Below are 18,605 nucleotides of genomic sequence, written 5' to 3' on the forward strand. Positions count from 1 at the left end.
CCTAATTTAACCCTTCTTTTGCTTTGATACGTTTCATTTCTTGTTTGTTTAGATACATACTTTCATCCGCTTTTTCAAAAAGTTGTTGAATTGTAAGTTCTTGTTGTAAAGAATCATTTAAAGCATAACCTAATGCATATGATATTGAAAAACGACGCATTGTTTCATTAAAACGTTCTGTTAAAAACGCCAATTCTTTCACTAGTATTTCAACCTCTTCTATGTTTTCAATACTTTGGTAGTATACAATAAACTCATCCCCACCATATCTTCCTACAAAAGGTTTGATCGTATATATATCACAAGCCTCTTTTAATAAGGTTGCAAAACAACGAATCAACTCATCACCTACTTGATGTCCTAATTCATCATTTGTCTTCTTTAACCCATTTAAATCAACTACTACAATAGCATCAAAATTAACCCCTGCAGTCTTTAACTTTGTCTTAAATAAATCTTGGCATCTTGAACGATTAAACAATCCTGTAGCCGTATCAATAGCAGCTAAAGCTGCTAATTCTTTATTTTGTTTGATAACAATTGATGTTTGTATAAAATAAGTAGTTGCTAGAATAACAACTAATATAATTACTAAAATAATAGCTCCTTGTAAATAAAGTGCCTGATCATGTAACTCTTCTATTAAATCAGTAACGTTATTAGATAAAGAAGTCATTGAATTAAAATGATTATCTGCTGCTAATTCTAATAAAGTAGTATCTAACTCCTCTTCTTCTAACAATACAACAATATTTTCCCAAGTAGCTACTGCATCCATTGCACTATCAGTAAAACTTTCATCCTCTAATACACTCATTTGATCTTGACTACCAACTGTTAATTCACTTTCTGTATGACTCCCAATTTGATAAATCAACTGATTATCAATATCTCCACTTAAAGCCATACGAACACATCGTTGTGTACTAGAACTTAAATATTGTATTTGAGATAAATCACTTGTTGTATCATACAAAGTAGACATTGTTTGCATTAGTAAAAAAGTCAAAACCATAAAAGCAAACGAAAAGAGACCCAAAATTCTCCAATATCTTAATTTTTCACTACGAAGCATCGACATAGAATCCCCTCCCAAGCTTATCTATTATACTTTAATGATACTCCTCTTTACCATCTATTGTCTAGATAAAAAACATAAAAAGCTTTCTATTAACTATACTTTTGTACTAAAAAAGAGTTAGCTATCACACTAACTCTTCTAGTCTATTCTTTTAGTTCTTCAAATTTCTGTGCCATTGTAGGATTGTTTTTTGTAAGTTTTTTAATTGTTAAATCTTGTGCCTTATCATTAGCAAGTCGAAGATTATTTTCAGATGATAATAATGCTTCTTTTGTTTTTTCTAGGTGTTTAATTGTTGTTTCTATTTCTTTAATAGCTGTTTGGAATTTCTTGCTAGCTAAATCATAATTTCTACCAAACTTATCTTTAAAGTCCATCATACTATTTTCAAAATTTGCAATATCAATATTTTGATTTCTAACTTCCAGTAATTGTTCTTGATAAGCAATAGAATTTAGAGCAGCATTACGTAATAAAGTAATGATTGGTATAAAGAACTGTGGACGAATAACATACATCTTTGGATACTTATGCGACATATCAACAATTCCATTATTATATAATTCATTATCACTTTCTAGTAATGATACTAATACTGCATACTCACAACCTTTTTCATTACGATCTTTATCTAATTCTTTTAAGAAATCTTCATTCTTTTTCTTAGTAGCTGTTGTATCATTTTCATTTTTCATTTCAAACATAATAGAAATGAATTCTACACCACTATCACTTTTTTCTTTAAAAATATAATCTCCTTTACTACCAGTTCTAGCATCATTATCTTTTTCAAAATAAGCTTTTTGAAAACCAGTAGCTCGTAAACGATTAAATTCTATTTCACAATGTTGTTCTAATGTTTCTCCTAACATTTTAGTAGATAATTTTGTTTTTAAATCTTTATAATAATCAATTGCTTCATCTTTTTCTTTTAGTTTTATTTCATAACTATCTTTAATAGTAGTTAATTCAAGTTCTTTTCCAGTTTTCATTGATTCAATATTAGCTTGTAGTTTTGTGATTTCTATTTCTTTTTTTGATAATTCTGTATTCTTTTTAAATTCTTCTTCTTTTAAAGCCATTGTTTTATCATTTTGAGAAACTAAAATTTGTGATTTTAGATGCTCTACTTCTTGTTTAGAAGTAGATAACATTTTTTCTAGTTCTATTTTTGCATTTGCTTCTTGGATTTTTAATTCGTTTTCTTTTTTAGCATCTGCTGATAATATTTGGGCTTTTAGTTGTTCGATTTCTTGTTTTGCATCTGATAATGTTTTTTCTAGTTCAACTTTTGCATTTGCTTCTTGAAGTTTACGATCATTTTCTTTTTCTATTTCAAATGATTTTTGATTGTTTTGTAGTTGTTCTTGTAATCTACCGATTAGAACATCTTTTTGGACTAATTCTTCTTTTTGTTTTGATTCTTCTTGTTTTAATGCCATCACTTTATCTGTTTTAGCTAATTCAATTTGAGAACGTAATTGTTCGATTTCTTGTTTAGCAGTAGATAATGTTTTTTCTAATTCTGCTTTTGCACTAGCTTGTGCTAGTTGCAAAGCATTGTTTTTTTCTGTTTGTAACATTTCTTCTCTTTTTAATAATTCTTTTTGGAATTCTGCATCTCGTACTTGGGCTACAATTGCAATATAACCAGATTCATCAACCGTAAATGCTTCTCCACATTTTGGACATTTTATTTCATTCATTTTTCTTCCTCCTATGCCGATACTCTAAAAACATGAGTTACTTTTTGTTCACTAATAACAATCATTACACTTACTGAGGTATCATATGGATTATCCATGCTAGTGGCATATGCTATATCTGCTATTTCTGTTTGTAATGATTCTAATACTTCTGTTTGTGTACTTTCTACGTTTTCACTGTAGTCTCCTTGGAATACAGATGGTGAGCTAAAAGCCCATTGACAATCACTTGCTAGTTCAAAAGATATTTCTGTAGTAGCTAGAAAATCCCAACTATCAATATATTCTTGATAAGTTTGCATCCCTTCACTATTAGAACAAACGATTAGTTTATTATCTTCTATTTTAATATCTTCTAATTTCCATGCAGAAATAGATATTTCACAACCATCTTCCATTATTGATTCTATTTCACTAATTAGCTCAACATTTTGTTGTTCAATATAACTAAGTGTAATATCTTCTAACTCACTAGTTGATTCTTGATACCATGATTTTTCATTAAAGTATTCATTTAAATCACTAGATTCAAAAATATATCCATGACGTGCATATACTTCATTTCTTGCAATTCTTAGCTCTTCACTAGTTAACATACATAAATCAATCGAAGATAATACTTCTTCACTACTTGTATCAAATATATATTCATTTACTTCAACTTCTTCATTGTTTTGGCTAACATCTTCCTCTTCTTTGTCAACCTGACAACCTAATAAACACACACATAAAAAGAAACTACTAATTATCTTTATAGTCTTCATTTTCTCTCTCCAATATCCAATTTTTTATACTCATCTCTCTACATCTAGTATAACGCTTTTATAACATCGTTGCTAGTATAAAGGATAATAAAAAATAATAGGTTATTGAAATTCAATAACCCATTATTTTATAATAAACCTACTAACTCCATCCAAGATGTGGCTATTACACTATGACCCAAACTAGTAGGATGTACTCCATCCAAAGAAAGTTCACTAGCTTGATGTGTTTTACTTGCAACAAGTGATGCAAAAATACCATCCATCGCTAAATAATACGTAGCATATTCTGTTGCTAGTTTACGAACTACTTGTATTTTAGGGTCTAAGTCTTCATGCCATTTATCTTTTAAAGGATCTGTTGGTATTAAAAAAGGTTCTATCATAATGATTGGTACTTGCGAGAAATCTTCTTTTAGTTGTTGTAATAACTGTTTATAATATTTCGTAAAATCTTCTAGTGACATAGGATTATTTTCATCATACCTTCTCCATACATCATTAATACCTACTAATAAAGAAATAAAATCTGGTTGCACATCTTTGATATCTTCTTGATAACGTTCTAATATATCACATACTCGATCACCTGATATTCCTCTATTTACAAATTGAACTGGTGTATTTGGATATAGCTCTTTATAAATAGTTGCTATTTTAGCAGGATATCCCTCTCTCATTGGAAAAAACATTTCTTTTCTTCTACCACAATCTGTAATGCTGTCTCCTTGAAATAAAATTATTTGATTTTTAATAAAAATAGATTCCATAATAAACCCCTTTCTCTATTGGACATTTTTTTAAAAATGTATTGCTCAATAACTACACATTTCCTTTTATTATTCTATTTGCATAAATTCAATAATAAGTTGTACTGTTTGATCTTGTTGTTCTTTTGAAGAAATTGTTGCTTGTCCATCTCCATCATTTTCACCATAGTTACCAAATTGAGCATGGTTTCCACCTTCAATAATATACACATTTGTTGAATAATCCACACTATCTCCTACTCTTAAATCATTAGAACCAACAATCGTAATTGTTTTTTCTAAATCATATCCCATCGATTCATAAATACCTACAAATACAACTCCTTCTATTTTCTCTTCATTGTTAACAGCATACATGTCGGCAGCTACTCCACCTAATGAATGTCCTCCAATATACCAAGAAGTAATCTCTTCATACTCTTCTATGAAATCATCCGCTTTATTAATGCCAAAACAAGCCATATTAAAAGGCATATCTACTAGGAATACATTAACCCCTTGCTCTTGTAATTTTTGACATAATGGCGCATATGCTAGATAATCTACTCTTCCACCCGGATAGAAGACAAAGCCTATCTCACTATCCCCTTCAAAATAAACATAATCATCGATCAAATATACATCCTCTTGTTCTAATATTGTATAGTATTCTTCATCTAATGTACGGTAATCACTTGCATATATACACAATCCTCCAAAACCAATAACTAATAAAGTTATCATTAGGATTAATATTTTGACTCTTTTTTTCATTATCATCTTCCCCCATCTCTTCTATCATAGTAATAAATATTTAAAATAGTAGTCTTCTTTTAAATATTATAACGTATTTACATTACAATACAACTTGATAATAAAAAATAGCATAACAACAATCATATTGATAGTTATTATACTATTTAATATATTTGGCAAAAACAAGTTTAAATAAATTCATTGCCGTTTTAATATATTTTCTGTACATTAATTTCCATTGTAATTTGTTTTGTTAGAAGTTTGTACTTACTTAATTATTAGCCAGCTACCACTTCTAGAAGATCCAACACGTTCAATCAGCCCTTTTTCTTTGAGGGATTGAAACAAACGTTTTACTTGACGTGTACTTAGACCTAACTCTTCTCCACAATTTATTTGCTTTACATTAGCATTTTCACGAATGTAGCGTAACACCTGTTCTTCACATTCATTTAATGTTATACCTTCATTGGTGTCATGATTGGTGACATTGGTGTCATGATTGGTGACATTTTCATCTTCAGGTAGAGATTGCATCTGTTCAAATGGTAACACTACACGGATAAAATGGTCTGAAATTTCAAAAATGCTCTTATCGTATGCTTGCAAAATACGTGTCATACCTGAACCAAGTTGTTCTACCAAGCCAACATCACGGAACACACGCATCAATTCACGGTTACGTGGCATGCTACTGCAACTAAAGAAATCTCCTTCGCTTTGTCCCATCATCAACCCACCATATGAAGTCATCACCAGTCTGTCACTAAAAATTTCAAATACTGGTGGAAATTCACGACTATAATCATTATGTACAATCGCATTAATAATTGCTTCTCGCATTGCCAATGGATCTACCAAATTTTTATCAATTCGTTGCGTGCTAGTTATTTTTGTTCGGGTGATGTTTTCAATCTTCAGCTTGTCCAACACCGCATTGGTCGCTTTTATTAACGAGCAATAACCATATTCCTCATTCTCAATTAAATCCATCTTATCTCTTCCGGCATACTTAGCAACTTTGATAGAATTCCCATTCTCATCTGCAAGTAAGTACGCTAAATAGTTGTATTTATCCTCAGGTGTAAGAAGCTCCAAACTGCTTTCAAAGCGTTCATTTAATGTCAGTTTCTTTTCTTCATAATAGATTTTAAGTTGAGCAAAACTTAAATCTTGACGTGGGGCAATGACACTGCGTAAGGTTGTATGGATACGTTTAGCATAAAATTCATCTATCATATTTTGTGCCATCGGTAACGAAGATGAACCAATACGCATATAACAACCACTCGGTGACATTCCTTTATTTTTAATGTAATAAGGCTTTTCCGTGCCACTACATATCACGACCTTGACCACCACTACATTTTCAACCATTTCTGTGCGAATTTCAAACAATCCAAGTGTTACTGGTAAGATATTATTTTTAATGCGATCTGAAATTTTAAGTTGCACGTCATCAACATCTATACGGCCCACTGGGTGTCCATCATTATCTAATCCAATATAAAGCGCACCTCCCTCACGATTATTAAAAAAAGCAACCACTTCCTTTTCCAATTTATCATTCAGTATAGATTTAAACTCTATCTTATAATTTTCTTGCAATCTCAATCACCTCATCACTTTCACTTTATTATACTTAATATACAAAATTTACTTCCAAAAGTAAATATTACTGCCTCAAACATTTGTCAAAAATAATTTTATAAAACCAACGAATCAATATTTCAACAATCACTCATTTTATAGTATTGAATATTTATGTATCATTAACATGCAGTTTAGTAGCAACTCTACTTATCCTCCAGACATGATTAAATCTATAGCTAGCAATGTCTCTAGCATTAAAATTCCATTTGCAATGCAATCATATTGTTTTTTTGAATTTCCGATGATTGCAAATCATAAGCAATATAAAAATAAATTTGTTACCTATCTAAAAATACATTATTTATAATTTCTAGAGCGTATTTCTTCATTAAAAATTAATCTCTCTAAAATTTTGAAAAGCAGCTTCTGCATTTTGTGTTTTACCTGAATACGCATCCTTAACTCCTTGAAGCAACTTGGTATATAACTCGTCGTCTATCATAATATCAGCATTAACACTTGCTGGTGCTTTTGGTAATGTTATTGGAAATGGTATTCCACCAGTCAATGAAATCTGATTCAAATACATATCAATAGCAGTAGACATTGGGATTCCTAATTTAGATAGAACCTCCTCTGCTTGTTTTTTTACATTTGGATCCACCCTTAAATTCAATATAACTGTTTTTTCCATAGCATTCATATCCTTTTTGTTATTACATCATATTTCTTTTCCCTGTATACGTTTTAATGTTTTATATATCGCAAATCCTAGAATTATTGCTAGTACAATTATTAGTATAAAATCCATCTTTCTCTTAGTTCTTTATAATATTATTTAATTCATCAAACAGTGCTCTTCTAGAAGCATATTCTGATTGTTTAAGATCTTCGATAATTTCATTTACTAATACTATTCCATTATTTAATTTACTAATAGGTTTTATATAACGACATGCTACTTGATAATTCTTCCTACTCTTTTCTAATTTTAAGATATCATAGAACTTATTAATAAATTTAGTATATAATTCTTCTCTATAATCTTCTTCTAAAAAAGTAACATTTCGCATTAAGATATCCTCTTTTTTCATTTCAATCGCTAATTCATATAATGACTTCGGATCTTTTGTATATAGATATAGTATTTCTAAGGTGTAAATATTATATGATTTATCTTTAATAACTTTAATAGTTTCATCAAAGTTATTAAGTAACTCTAATTCTTGTAATATAGCACTACTATTAGTATATAAGAATTCATATAGTAATGCATCTTTATAGATATCTTTATTAAGTGTTAATGTATATAGTTTCATAAATATATCACTAATTGTTTGATTACGGTATAGATGTTTTTTATTTAGTAATTCTTTTGTTAACGTGTATAATTCTTCTTTATCTTCAAAATTATTTATTACATACTCTACATATTTAAGATACTTAGAGTATTTAATTAGATTGCGTACAATCTCTTCTTTAGAATAACTATATAGTTTTGTTAGTGTTATTAAAACATTTGATTTAGGAGCAGTAGTCCTAATATTATATTGCTTTAATAACTTAAAGTATTCTTCTAATACTATTCTAAATTCTAATACATTATTATTTGTTTGTTTTTGATAAAAGTCACTAATCCAATTATAATTGTCATACACTGTTAATTCTTTAGTAAGAAGAAGATTATCTATTTGTTTTTGAAATAGATTATTCTTATGATAATTAGAAGTTATTTGTTGCTTTTGTTGTTTGGTTAGTAACTCTTCTTGATAATATTTATAATCATAATTATAATCACTTTGCAATTCCCTTACCCTTTTAGAAATATCATCTACAATACCTTGCAGTGGATTATTTACTAAATAATTTAAACAAGGTCCCTGTAGATACTCATAATAAGTATCTCTTGGAGTTTTTAGTAATTCTTTCTTTAATATCTCTTGTGCTTGTTTTAACGATAAGCTCCCTACATATTCATATAATACTTCCTCAAAATAGTCTGGTTTAGTAAAACTATCCCTATAATTATATTCGTCATATTCATCATATTCATCATATTCATCATCATATTCATCATATTCATCATCATATTCATCATATTCATCATCATATTCATGGGAATAGTCTGAAAACAACCGTTCTTCATAATCGTGTGTTTCTTCAGGATGAACACTAAAATAAAGAGCAATCATATGCTTACATATACTATGTCCATTTGCATAGGGACATGTACATGTGGATTTTCTAAGATGATTGGTATGTATTGTTACATCATATACTTGATTTCCACTACCTGCTACTAAGGCATGATATTCATAGATAGATTTTTCTTCCACTTCTCCCACCAATCCATCTATATAGTACTCATATCCCCTACTTACTATTGCTGGTCCAGCTTGTTCTAACATGATTTCCTCCTATTCCCACTCTACTTCTTCTGGGTATTCTAATTTTGGATCAGATAATTCATAGATGCTTGTTTTATATTTTTCAGCCCAATATTCAAAATTCTCTTCCATATCATAATAGATACCAGTCTTGCTAACTATTCTTTTTGTGATAATACGTAGTTTATCTTTTCTTTTAGAAACATTAGTTTTATAGTACTCAATATTACATTTATCAACAAATTGAGTTGTATATAATGTATAGTCTTCAGGATTTTTATCATAAGATCTTCTAATCTTCATAACATCTTCTTCCCCTATTACCTCTCCTATTGCTTGCCATACACTTGCAAATAAGAAATTCAGGTTTGCTACATCTAGGTAGTATTGAGTGAGTGGCACAGCTGGTAAAACATCCATTGCCTTGCCATAGTTTTCTTTGCAAAATCTATATAGTGTAGGAACACTACAAGCTAGGAATATAATTTCCGGGAAAAATACTTCAACACTAAAATATGCATTCTTATCACTACATGTAATATCATGAAAATCTTGTAATTCTGGATACATATTATTATCCACAAATAAAACATTACGATCCCCTTGATACGCATGTCTTATATCATAACATAATCCTAGTAATCTCATCATCACCCCATAAGTTCTTAGATCATCTTCCGCATCATATCCTGAAAGATTATGAATACTTCTAGTTAGTTGATAAAAATCTCCATAGTCTCCTTGAATAGTTACTCCTAATAAGTTTTTTGTTGGTATTACTGATATCATATAATTCTCCTTATTTATAAAAGACTCATTAATTAAAGTATTAGATACACTTAAATCACTACGTATTCATAGTAATCATTTCAACGTATGTATTGTAGATATTTTCCTTTGATCTTCAGGTCGGGTACTACACTTTCTTCATGTAACTATTCGAATACTATGTTAAGTGTTCGAATAGTTACATTACGGTTGAATTTATTTATATTTTAAACTTAATGATAATCATTCTTCATCATTTTCGTTTCGAATCAACCACACGCCATTTTTGGTAGACCCTTCTCTTTTAAGGACACCTTTTTCTTTTAGTCTATCCACATTATAGCGAACACCATTTTTACTTAAAGAAAGTAATTTTTCTAATTCATCTAACGTTATTTGTGGTTTATCAATAATTAATGAAATTATTTTCCTTTCGTTACTATTTAAATTAGGAAATATTTTTTGTGTGTTAGTTTCTATGCTAGTTTCTATGCTAGTTTCTCGAAATGATACAGTTAGTATTGTACGATCAGGAATAAACTGTTCTTCAATTAAAGGATCAATCCATAACTATATCATTTTCAACTTCATATGTTTCAACATCACTTTCTATCAAAAGATTAATACTAATTTTTTGCAAGTTATGTGCTTGATTCCAAAATTCATCAAGTAATTTATCTTTATCTACTGATTTTAATCCAGTAGTTATCCAATTACCATCATTTTTCTCTTTTACACCTAAAATAATTACTCCACCAGATGTATTTGCCATCGCAGAGTAACTTTCCCATAATGAAGAAGGCAATCCACCAGTAGCTTTTTTCACTTCTCTTCGATTATCCTCTTTATAAGTATCAAATTTATTAATGTTAAATAATTCATACATATAAACACCTCTTTCTTCTTATTAAATAATGCAGTAAAAAATGATTGTTTTTTCTTTTATTATACACTTAGTTACTCATAAATATAAGAATAAATATTTAAGTTTTTAATATTTTATTTGAGCTTTTTGATGTCATATCTTCCTTAAAAAATTATTTAACAGTATTTATATGCTGTATTATGAAAACAAAAAAAGGGATTTCTCCCTTTTTATGGTAGCTTAAATTAACTTGGGGTTTTGTCCTGCTTTCCATTAACTTGGGGTTTTCATCTTTTTCGCTTTAAACTTATGGGGTTTGTTCTCCACAATTCGAATATTTCTAAAAATAAGCTATTGGTTTGTAGTACTCTACATTCCTAATAGCTTTTTATGTTATGATAATAAAAAAAGAGAGACGCTATCAACTTTGCCGGTTCTGCGTTACTCTCTCAACACCAACACTCACAAAGGAGGTTGCACTATTATGATACATGTAAATTCAAAGAACTTCAATACTACTACTACAAATATTCAACAATATTTTATTGATTTCTATCAATCTATTCCTTTAGAAGAACTTACTTGTCCAAATTGTGGTGCTAGACTTATTCGTTATGGTACGTATTCACGTACTTTAAAAACAAATGGAAAATCTAATTCTATACAAATTCAAAGAGTATGTTGTACGAATATTTATTGTACTTGTCGTCATCATGCATTGATTCCTTCTGTATTACTTCCTTGTTGTCAATTACTATCAAAAGACATATTTGTGATTCTTCATGCTTATCATACACATAGTACTTATGATTCTATTCTTTCTACCAATCCATTACTGGACTTACGTTGGATTCAACATATTATTCATCGCTTTATTAACTACTGTTCTATAGAAAGTATCTCGATACTTTCTAATAATACATTTCTTGAAAACTACTTTTATCATTATAATAGAGGATTTATGATAAGTCCTCATTATTCCTATTGTTTTTATGCTATACCAACATAGGATTCCTATTCATCTTCTTCTTTTTTTATTATTCTAAAGATAGATAAAAAAAAGAAGGAGTTGATAATGATGAAATTATCGAATAAAGCAGCTATAAGCTATGATTTATCTTGGGGTGGTGATAGATTATGAATGATGATACTCTCACTATGTCCATTTGCCGTGATGACATCTTACAGTTATTTAATTTAGAAGCAAAACGTATTGATACCTTTGAAATACGTCCTACTTTGTTTAATGAATTAGAAATTCATGTAAAACTAAGCCGATGTTATCAAACATGTCCATGTTGTCATAATAAGACCAATACTGTAAAAGACTATGTTCCTAAAAAGATTACACATTCCTTACTTCATTCTAAACCAACTTATATCTTCTATAACGCTAGAAGATATCGTTGTAAAATATGTGGAAAATCATTCTATGAAGAAAATCCATTCACTCATGAAAAAGCAAGAATTTCTGCCTTGACCGTATATAATGTCATTGAGGAATTCAAAAGTCCTAGAGCTACTTTTAGTGATGTTGCTGCACGTTATCATATTTCTACTACCTCCGTAATCAATCTGTTTGATCAACATGTTTCTGTATCTAGAAAAACTCTTCCTAGATACTTGTGCCTGGACGAAAATTATGCGTTCAAATATGACAAGAGTAACTACTGTTTTGTCCTCGTTGATTTACTAACCAAGGATGTTGTTGATATATTACCTTCACGTAAAAAGTTAGATCTATTACGTTACTTTGAAGCTATCCCTTTAGAGGAAAGAGAAGGTGTTGAACTCGTTGTTTCTGACTGTTGGAAAACATATCGTGATGTAGCTAAAAAGATGTTACCCAATAGTAAGTTTGTAGTAGATAAGTATCATATTCTAGCTGATCTTACAAAACGTGTAGACCGTATACGTATTGATGTCATGAATGAAAACTATGTAAAGATTAGTGCAAAAGAATTAGATGCACTACCTCCTGATAAGAAAGCAGAAATCATTCAAAAGAAACATACATACTATGTATTAAAGAAATTCAATTGGTTAATCCATACCAATCATAAGAAAAAGAAAAAAAGAGAAAATGGAAAGATAATTGAATACTATGCTTTAGACCCTAATAATGAAAAGAAATATAACTATGCATTAAGTAAGTTCCTTAACTTTTATGATTTATATGACCTTGTCTATCATTGTGATCCTAGATTAACAGAAGCAGTAGAACTAAAGGAATCTCTGGTTCGATTTTATAAGCAATCAACCTATAAGAATGCAAAACATAATCTAGATGAAGTGATTAAAGAATTTGAAGAAAGTACCCTCCCGGACATGAGAAAATATGCTTCTACATTAAAAGAATGGAAGAAAGGAATCATCCATTCATTTATACCTATAGATTCCCCTGTTCCTAGAACTGCAACCAATGCGATTATAGAAAATAGAAATAAACTAATCAAAGATATTAAACGTGGTGGTAACGGATTCCGTTGTTGGCCAAGATTCCGTAATCGTATACTCTTTGCCCTAAATAGCGAAAGCACCATGCATCTCAATCCAATAAAAAAAGAGAAACAACAAGATACCTAGTATCATTGTCATTTCCCTAAAACATAAGTTTTAAAACACTCTTCTTAGTCCTATAAACTTTGGGGTTTTGATAAAACCCCAAGTTATCTTATAGCCAAATAAGTACTATACCCCAGAACTATTTATAGTGCCCTTTTTATTTACTATTGTTATTCGAATTTGGAAAAAGACACTTGTTTCTTAACGATTTTTGTTTAAGTTTCTTATCCTGCATGATTACTATTATCTTTATTCTATATGATATTCTGACTTACTGATGTAATGTTGCCATATTGTTGCCAAGCATAATTACTACTTTCTATAATTAATATAAATAATTGGTTTTAATCCAGCCAACCTAACTTCTTTTTTCCAACCATCAATTTTATTTTTTAATAAAAGCATATCAAGTTCATTGATATTTGGAACTCCATCTTCAAGTATAGGTAATTCACCTCTATCTAATATAATCCATATACAAACTGTGTCTATTTCAGGCATATGTGTAAGTGTTTTATGTTGATACATCTTTAAAGAAGATAATGATTGATCCACAACATAACACAAATGAGCCGATGCCTTTCCTATTTTAACTGCAAACATCGTTTTGTCTTTATACAAATCCATAAGTTCTATACTAGATGTTCCATATCGTTGCTCAATTCTATCATAATTCTTGAACCCATTGTCACGTTCTCGTATTAAATTGAATGTTCGCTCAGCATAAAATTTACGCATCAGCTTTTGTTTTGCTTTGCTTTTAGACAAACCAATATAATCAGCAGAATCTTTATACTCTAAATATCTTGAATTAATATAATCATCATGTATGGAAGATGAAAAATCAAACTCTGGATTATAAATTACATCAATCTCAGCTAATGATGATTTAAGATATTCTAAGTAATCATCATTGAAATGATACCATTTACCCCTCGATAAAACACAACGCTCATCCTCGTCCATATAATCAATTATGTTAATTAGCTTATCTGTTTTTACAGAGTTGCTCATATAATAACTAATAATATTAACTTTTTCAAAAGCACTTGCTAGGTCCAACTCACAATTTTGAGCAAATTTTTTGAAGTCATCAAAAGTAATATTGTCTACACTCATCTCGTTTTGACCTCGCTTTAGAGTAAATTTGTAATCTGTATTATTAAATATCTCCGTTGTTCCGATTATATCAAATTCTGAAAAAGCTACATTTAACTCGTCTTCAGTTGCGCATTTAATTAATTTAGAATATAACAAATCTATATATTCTTTATCTGTCACTTTGCAAAAAACTGGTATTTTATAAATATCAGCTTTGTTTATAATAATATTTTCAACAAATGATATGGTATCAACTATATTATCTAATTTATCTTCTTTCAGATTAAATTTAATAGAATGTCCAAGTTCTATATTAGGATCAAACAAAGCAAATTTTTTAGGAATATCTAATTTACCTTTTATTTTAGAAAACGCTTCTCCACTATTAAATTCTAATTCTGAATAATCAATATATGTGTTTACTGTTTTATTTCTCTTAGATGTAGGCGCTATTAGCGTGTTGTTTTAATTTCTTTAAACTTATGTTTTCTAGCAAAACCAAAAGCAAAATCTGTATCACAGTATTTGTCTACTGTAAAAAATGAAAATCCAAATGTACAGGCATATATGACATCTTTACTTTGTAACACTAGTACACTTTTAGGATTAGAACGATTAGTGTAATCTTCTTCACCAAAAGCATTTAACAACCATTGCCATTCCACTAAATTGTCTTTTTGTTCAAAACTAATATATAACGAAAGAATATATGTTACACTTCCTGTCCCTATATTTCTTGAAATCGTCAGTTCATCTGATGGTGCATATTTGCTTTCCAATTCTTCTAAAAAGTCTTCCATTTTCAATTTATCAATTTTATATAAATTAAGTTGTCCCATATAACCTCCTGTAAAATTTATTAAACTTTAAAGATCACCCCTGTCACGTTATCTGACTTAGAGCTATTTCTCTTCCACAAAACAAAACACAAACAGTTTTGTTTGTGTTTTACGCCTTAGTGTAACTGTCACATACTAATTTAAGCTGCTACATTCGCATTAATACTATTAATTACATTCCTTATTCCCATCCAAATTTGCTGATCAGTAAAAACTTCAACAATACTTCCACGATCTGTAAATGGAGATTCTTGTAGTACTGATAAGTCCTTCAACATACCATTATGAACGATATATTCTATGATTTGATTCACAAAATAGATTTGTCTAGCATCAAGATTTGTATTGTCCAAAAAATCCCCAAAAGCTTCTTTTGCACTATTCATGTCTAATCCCACTATTTCACGAACAAATTCCCCTAGTGGCTTTTCTCCATATTCAGCTATGTAATCATCTTTTGATCCAACTTCATTCCAAAGTATTGTTTCTAGTTCGTTAACATCCTTTTTTGTAAGAGATTGATTTGTTTTCAATTTAGCTATTGCATCATTTGTCTCGTTATTTCTAATGTAATATTCAGCTTTTGCACGATAGTTTTGCATTTCACCATATTCTATCTCTGATTCTCTAACTACCATTGTTAATATATCATCTGTAAAATTAGTTTGATATTTAATTGACGTTTTAGGAATGTATTTCATAAGGTAACGTAGATTCTCACGTATATGCTCAAATTCATTTATCCCTGCATCTTCAATATAGTCTGTATTGAGAATCTTATCAATTAATTCTGATTGTGCTTTTATTTCTGGTATATTTGCAACACTTGCAACAGATTTCACTTTCTTATACAAATCACTTCGAGCCTTCCCGTGTGTTTTTCCTACTAGATAGGCTAATTCTAATCCATATACTAATGCATCAAATCGCAGTGCAGATGCCTCATCTATATCTGGAATAATTAATGGTGCTATATGTTCTTTAATAAGTAGTGTATCTTCATAAGTTAAAGCATTATACATATTTTCTAAACTATATTTTTTAACATATCGTAAATGTTGTTTTACAATAAAATTGGTAACATCAAGTTCTTTTACTTTATTTAAAATTTCATCTACTAATGATTTTCTAAATGCAGAAAGTTCTTCTGTTTGATATGCGATATCTTGTAATTTAAAAGCAATCTGAGTTTTTAAATCTAGTATTGCTCCCTGCAGTGCCAACATATTTGCGGTAGCTCTACCTTTATTCATTCTAAAAAATTCAAAATTTCCACAAAAATCAAAGATATAAAATTTCTCTTTATCCTCTCCATCTAATAGTGTTGGACAAAGTCTAGTCCCCCTACCAATCATCTGCCAAAATTTTGCCTTACTCATTACTTTCTTGAAAAACACTAGGTTCAATACTTCAGGAATATCAATCCCAGTATCAAGCATATCAACAGATATTGCTATTTGTGGTAACTTATTTGGTTCTGAGAATTCATCAATAGCAGACTGTGCGTAGGTCATGTAATTATCAATTACTTTCGCATAGCCGTTTAAATATGGATATTCTTTATTAAATACCTCATATATCTTTTCTGCATGATCATGATTTTTAGCAAAAATTATACTTTTACCAATTTTCTTTCCATATTCTATGTGTATGCCCTCACTCATTAATACATGGAGCACTTTTTTTATAGTATCTTCATTAAAAATCCACTTATTTAATGCTGAAGAATTTATTTTTTCAGGAATATTTCCTTGTTCATCTTCAAAAGTGTTTTCATATTCTTCTTTTTCTTCTTCTGTTAAGTCATCATAATTTATACCTTGTTCTAAAAATTTCAAGGTCGTCTCTACGGATAAAAAATCCACTAAGTATCCATCTTTAACAGCTTGTGCTAGTTCATATCCGTAAGTAGGATTCCCATTTTCAAGTTCAAATATTTCATATGTGTTTTTATCTATTTCATCCTTTGGTGTAGCGGTTAATCCTACTAAAGGTGCATCAAAATAGGTAAAAATATCTTTATACTTGTTGTAAATAGACCTATGAGCCTCATCACAGATAATCAAATCAAAATGTCCACTTGTAAATAGTTTTCCTTCTTCATCAAATGTATTATCTATCACGTTTATCATAGTTTGATATGTAGAGAAAATGCAATTTGCATTGTAACCTCCCTTATCTTCGCATAAATTAGAAATAGATAAATTCGGTAATAGATTCACAAAACTTCTTTTTGCTTGTGTAACAAGAGAATTTCTATCTGCCAAGAAAAGAATATTCTTCACCCATCCATAATTCAGTAGAACATCAGACAAAGCAATGACTGTCCTTGTTTTCCCACTCCCTGTTGCCATGACAAGTAGTGATTTTCTTTTGTTTTTTTCATCGAAATGATGACAAACAGCCTTAATAGCACCAACTTGGTAGTATCTTCCTGCAATATTTCTATTTACATCAATATAATAAAGTGGGCTCTTCATCCTTCTAAGATTAAATAATTTTTCTAAATCTCTCTTAGAATAAATATTTGCACAGTTTCTTTCTGGATACTGACCATCTATAATCTTTGTGTCAAATCCATTCGTTAAAAATATTACTGGTCTTCTACCATATTCTTTTTCTATGCAGTCAGCGTATAGTTTTGCTTGTTGTCTCCCTTTTACAACATCAACACATGTACGTTTAGCTTCTATTACTGCAAGAGGAATCTGCTTATCATCATAAAGTACGTAATCACAAAATCCCTCTTCTTTTTTATTAGGCATACCTTCTACACGAACTTCGTTTAACCAGTTTTTACCTTCTACCCAGTTTGCATCACGAAGTGTGCTATCTATATAGATCTTTCGTGTTTGGTATTCAGATAAATCAAGAGGTTTTGGAATATATGATTTGCTTTGTTCTTCTCGTCTTTGCGTTAGTTCTTCTTTTAATTTCTTGTTTTCTTCAATTAAACTTTCAAAATCGATATCGTGGCAAGCTTCTTTGATGGGAACCACAATTTCTTTTTCAAGCAAACTTGTATCATAGCTATTTTCAACATAACCTGTCCCATAGCAGTAAGCAACAAAATCTAAAAAGAGAAATAGATTTTCAAGGCATAACATAACTTCTTCTTTTTTCACTTTTTTAGTTGTATGAACAGCATTATTTCCAATTTTCCTTACAAGATGCATTCTAGTTAAAAGCTCATTATCCACAATCTCTCTAAAATCCTCATTTGACATAAGGGAAATAAGATTATTATCATGAGGCATGACAAGACTACTATCAACGGAGTACATCCATTTAATAGCAAATTCCATAGCTTTACGGCAATTTATAGCAGAACTCTCTATATCAATGTTAATAAACTTTTCAGCATTAACAGCAACCGATGAGAATGTATTAAATTGTTCCTCTTTTAATAAAAAATCAAAATTAGTCATAAT

At 29.7% G+C, this 18,605-nt stretch carries 16 protein-coding genes; 2 read left to right on the top strand and 14 right to left on the bottom strand.

Going from position 1 to position 18,605, the window contains the following annotated elements:
* Position 1: 1 nt before the first annotated feature.
* The 11 genes from LRR82_RS06170 to LRR82_RS06215 form a co-directional block, all read right to left on the bottom strand.
* Positions 2-1,081 carry a GGDEF domain-containing protein gene (locus LRR82_RS06170; RefSeq protein ID WP_249028563.1) on the bottom strand — a complete coding sequence of 360 codons (1,080 nt, stop codon included), beginning with the start codon at positions 1,079-1,081 and terminating at the stop codon, positions 2-4.
* Positions 1,082-1,224: 143 nt separating this feature from the next.
* A complete protein-coding gene (locus tag LRR82_RS06175) occupies positions 1,225-2,787 on the bottom strand; it encodes a DUF2130 domain-containing protein (protein ID WP_249028564.1) in 1,563 nt (520 codons plus the stop codon).
* An 11-nt stretch (positions 2,788-2,798) separates the two neighbouring features.
* A complete protein-coding gene (locus tag LRR82_RS06180) occupies positions 2,799-3,551 on the bottom strand; it encodes a YARHG domain-containing protein (RefSeq protein WP_249028565.1) in 753 nt (250 codons plus the stop codon).
* A 128-nt stretch (positions 3,552-3,679) separates the two neighbouring features.
* Positions 3,680-4,321: an SGNH/GDSL hydrolase family protein gene (locus LRR82_RS06185; RefSeq protein WP_249028566.1), complete on the bottom strand. Its 642-nt coding sequence runs from the start codon at positions 4,319-4,321 to the stop codon at positions 3,680-3,682.
* 69 nt (positions 4,322-4,390) lie between these two features.
* On the bottom strand, positions 4,391-5,074 hold the full coding sequence (locus LRR82_RS06190) for an alpha/beta hydrolase (RefSeq protein ID WP_249028567.1): 684 nt from the start codon (positions 5,072-5,074) through the stop codon (positions 4,391-4,393).
* A 249-nt stretch (positions 5,075-5,323) separates the two neighbouring features.
* Positions 5,324-6,664, bottom strand: a complete 1,341-nt coding sequence (locus LRR82_RS06195; protein ID WP_249028568.1) for an RNA-binding domain-containing protein — start codon at positions 6,662-6,664, stop codon at positions 5,324-5,326.
* A 373-nt stretch (positions 6,665-7,037) separates the two neighbouring features.
* Positions 7,038-7,343: a type II toxin-antitoxin system RelB/DinJ family antitoxin gene (locus LRR82_RS06200; protein ID WP_249028569.1), complete on the bottom strand. Its 306-nt coding sequence runs from the start codon at positions 7,341-7,343 to the stop codon at positions 7,038-7,040.
* A gap of 124 nt (positions 7,344-7,467) precedes the next feature.
* Complete coding sequence (locus LRR82_RS06205) at positions 7,468-9,057, bottom strand: SWIM zinc finger family protein (protein ID WP_249028570.1); 1,590 nt, start codon at positions 9,055-9,057, stop codon at positions 7,468-7,470.
* A 9-nt stretch (positions 9,058-9,066) separates the two neighbouring features.
* A complete protein-coding gene (locus tag LRR82_RS06210) occupies positions 9,067-9,825 on the bottom strand; it encodes a DUF6904 family protein (RefSeq protein ID WP_249028571.1) in 759 nt (252 codons plus the stop codon).
* A gap of 222 nt (positions 9,826-10,047) precedes the next feature.
* Positions 10,048-10,368: a winged helix-turn-helix domain-containing protein gene (locus tag LRR82_RS10955; protein WP_399201165.1), complete on the bottom strand. Its 321-nt coding sequence runs from the start codon at positions 10,366-10,368 to the stop codon at positions 10,048-10,050.
* Complete coding sequence (locus LRR82_RS06215; protein ID WP_249028572.1) at positions 10,364-10,690, bottom strand: AlbA family DNA-binding domain-containing protein; 327 nt, start codon at positions 10,688-10,690, stop codon at positions 10,364-10,366. The genes LRR82_RS10955 and LRR82_RS06215 overlap by 5 nt, the downstream gene beginning before the upstream one ends.
* Before the next feature lie 463 nt (positions 10,691-11,153).
* On the opposite strand from LRR82_RS06215, the gene LRR82_RS06220 reads away from it, so the two are divergent.
* Together LRR82_RS06220 and LRR82_RS06225 are read left to right on the top strand one after the other, a co-directional pair.
* Complete coding sequence (locus tag LRR82_RS06220) at positions 11,154-11,678, top strand: DUF6431 domain-containing protein (protein ID WP_249028573.1); 525 nt, start codon at positions 11,154-11,156, stop codon at positions 11,676-11,678.
* A 128-nt stretch (positions 11,679-11,806) separates the two neighbouring features.
* Positions 11,807-13,255, top strand: a complete 1,449-nt coding sequence (locus tag LRR82_RS06225; RefSeq protein WP_249028574.1) for an ISL3 family transposase — start codon at positions 11,807-11,809, stop codon at positions 13,253-13,255.
* Positions 13,256-13,546: 291 nt separating this feature from the next.
* Here LRR82_RS06225 and LRR82_RS06230 read toward each other — a convergent pair whose 3' ends face one another.
* From LRR82_RS06230 to LRR82_RS06240, 3 genes are all read right to left on the bottom strand, one after another.
* The gene (locus tag LRR82_RS06230; RefSeq protein ID WP_318031851.1) at positions 13,547-14,788 is read right to left on the bottom strand and encodes a DUF6119 family protein; all 1,242 of its coding nucleotides are present in this window, start codon (positions 14,786-14,788) and stop codon (positions 13,547-13,549) included.
* Positions 14,788-15,174 carry a hypothetical protein gene (locus tag LRR82_RS06235; protein ID WP_249028576.1) on the bottom strand — a complete coding sequence of 129 codons (387 nt, stop codon included), beginning with the start codon at positions 15,172-15,174 and terminating at the stop codon, positions 14,788-14,790. Before LRR82_RS06235 ends, LRR82_RS06230 begins: the two co-directional genes overlap by 1 nt.
* Positions 15,175-15,314: 140 nt before the next feature.
* Entirely contained in the window at positions 15,315-18,602 is a 3,288-nt protein-coding gene (locus tag LRR82_RS06240; protein WP_249028577.1) for a DEAD/DEAH box helicase family protein, read from the bottom strand.
* Positions 18,603-18,605 lie beyond the last annotated feature (3 nt).

It is taken from the genome of Tannockella kyphosi (assembly GCF_021054785.1).
Taxonomy (GTDB): Bacteria; Bacillota_I; Bacilli_A; order Erysipelotrichales; family Coprobacillaceae; genus Tannockella; species Tannockella kyphosi.

Excerpts from the sequence above, each read along its gene's own strand:
- LRR82_RS06200 (WP_249028569.1), bottom strand. The coding sequence starts at position 7,343 with ATGGAAAAAACAGTTATATTGAATTTAAGGGTGGATCCAAATGTAAAA.
- LRR82_RS06225 (WP_249028574.1), top strand. The coding sequence starts at position 11,807 with ATGAATGATGATACTCTCACTATGTCCATTTGCCGTGATGACATCTTA.
- LRR82_RS06170 (WP_249028563.1), bottom strand. The coding sequence starts at position 1,081 with ATGTCGATGCTTCGTAGTGAAAAATTAAGATATTGGAGAATTTTGGGT.
- LRR82_RS06215 (WP_249028572.1), bottom strand. The coding sequence starts at position 10,690 with ATGTATGAATTATTTAACATTAATAAATTTGATACTTATAAAGAGGAT.
- LRR82_RS06175 (WP_249028564.1), bottom strand. The coding sequence starts at position 2,787 with ATGAATGAAATAAAATGTCCAAAATGTGGAGAAGCATTTACGGTTGAT.
- LRR82_RS06235 (WP_249028576.1), bottom strand. The coding sequence starts at position 15,174 with ATGGGACAACTTAATTTATATAAAATTGATAAATTGAAAATGGAAGAC.
- LRR82_RS06220 (WP_249028573.1), top strand. The coding sequence starts at position 11,154 with ATGATACATGTAAATTCAAAGAACTTCAATACTACTACTACAAATATT.
- LRR82_RS06240 (WP_249028577.1), bottom strand. The coding sequence starts at position 18,602 with ATGACTAATTTTGATTTTTTATTAAAAGAGGAACAATTTAATACATTC.
- LRR82_RS06185 (WP_249028566.1), bottom strand. The coding sequence starts at position 4,321 with ATGGAATCTATTTTTATTAAAAATCAAATAATTTTATTTCAAGGAGAC.
- LRR82_RS06190 (WP_249028567.1), bottom strand. The coding sequence starts at position 5,074 with ATGAAAAAAAGAGTCAAAATATTAATCCTAATGATAACTTTATTAGTT.
- LRR82_RS06210 (WP_249028571.1), bottom strand. The coding sequence starts at position 9,825 with ATGATATCAGTAATACCAACAAAAAACTTATTAGGAGTAACTATTCAA.
- LRR82_RS06205 (WP_249028570.1), bottom strand. The coding sequence starts at position 9,057 with ATGTTAGAACAAGCTGGACCAGCAATAGTAAGTAGGGGATATGAGTAC.
- LRR82_RS06180 (WP_249028565.1), bottom strand. The coding sequence starts at position 3,551 with ATGAAGACTATAAAGATAATTAGTAGTTTCTTTTTATGTGTGTGTTTA.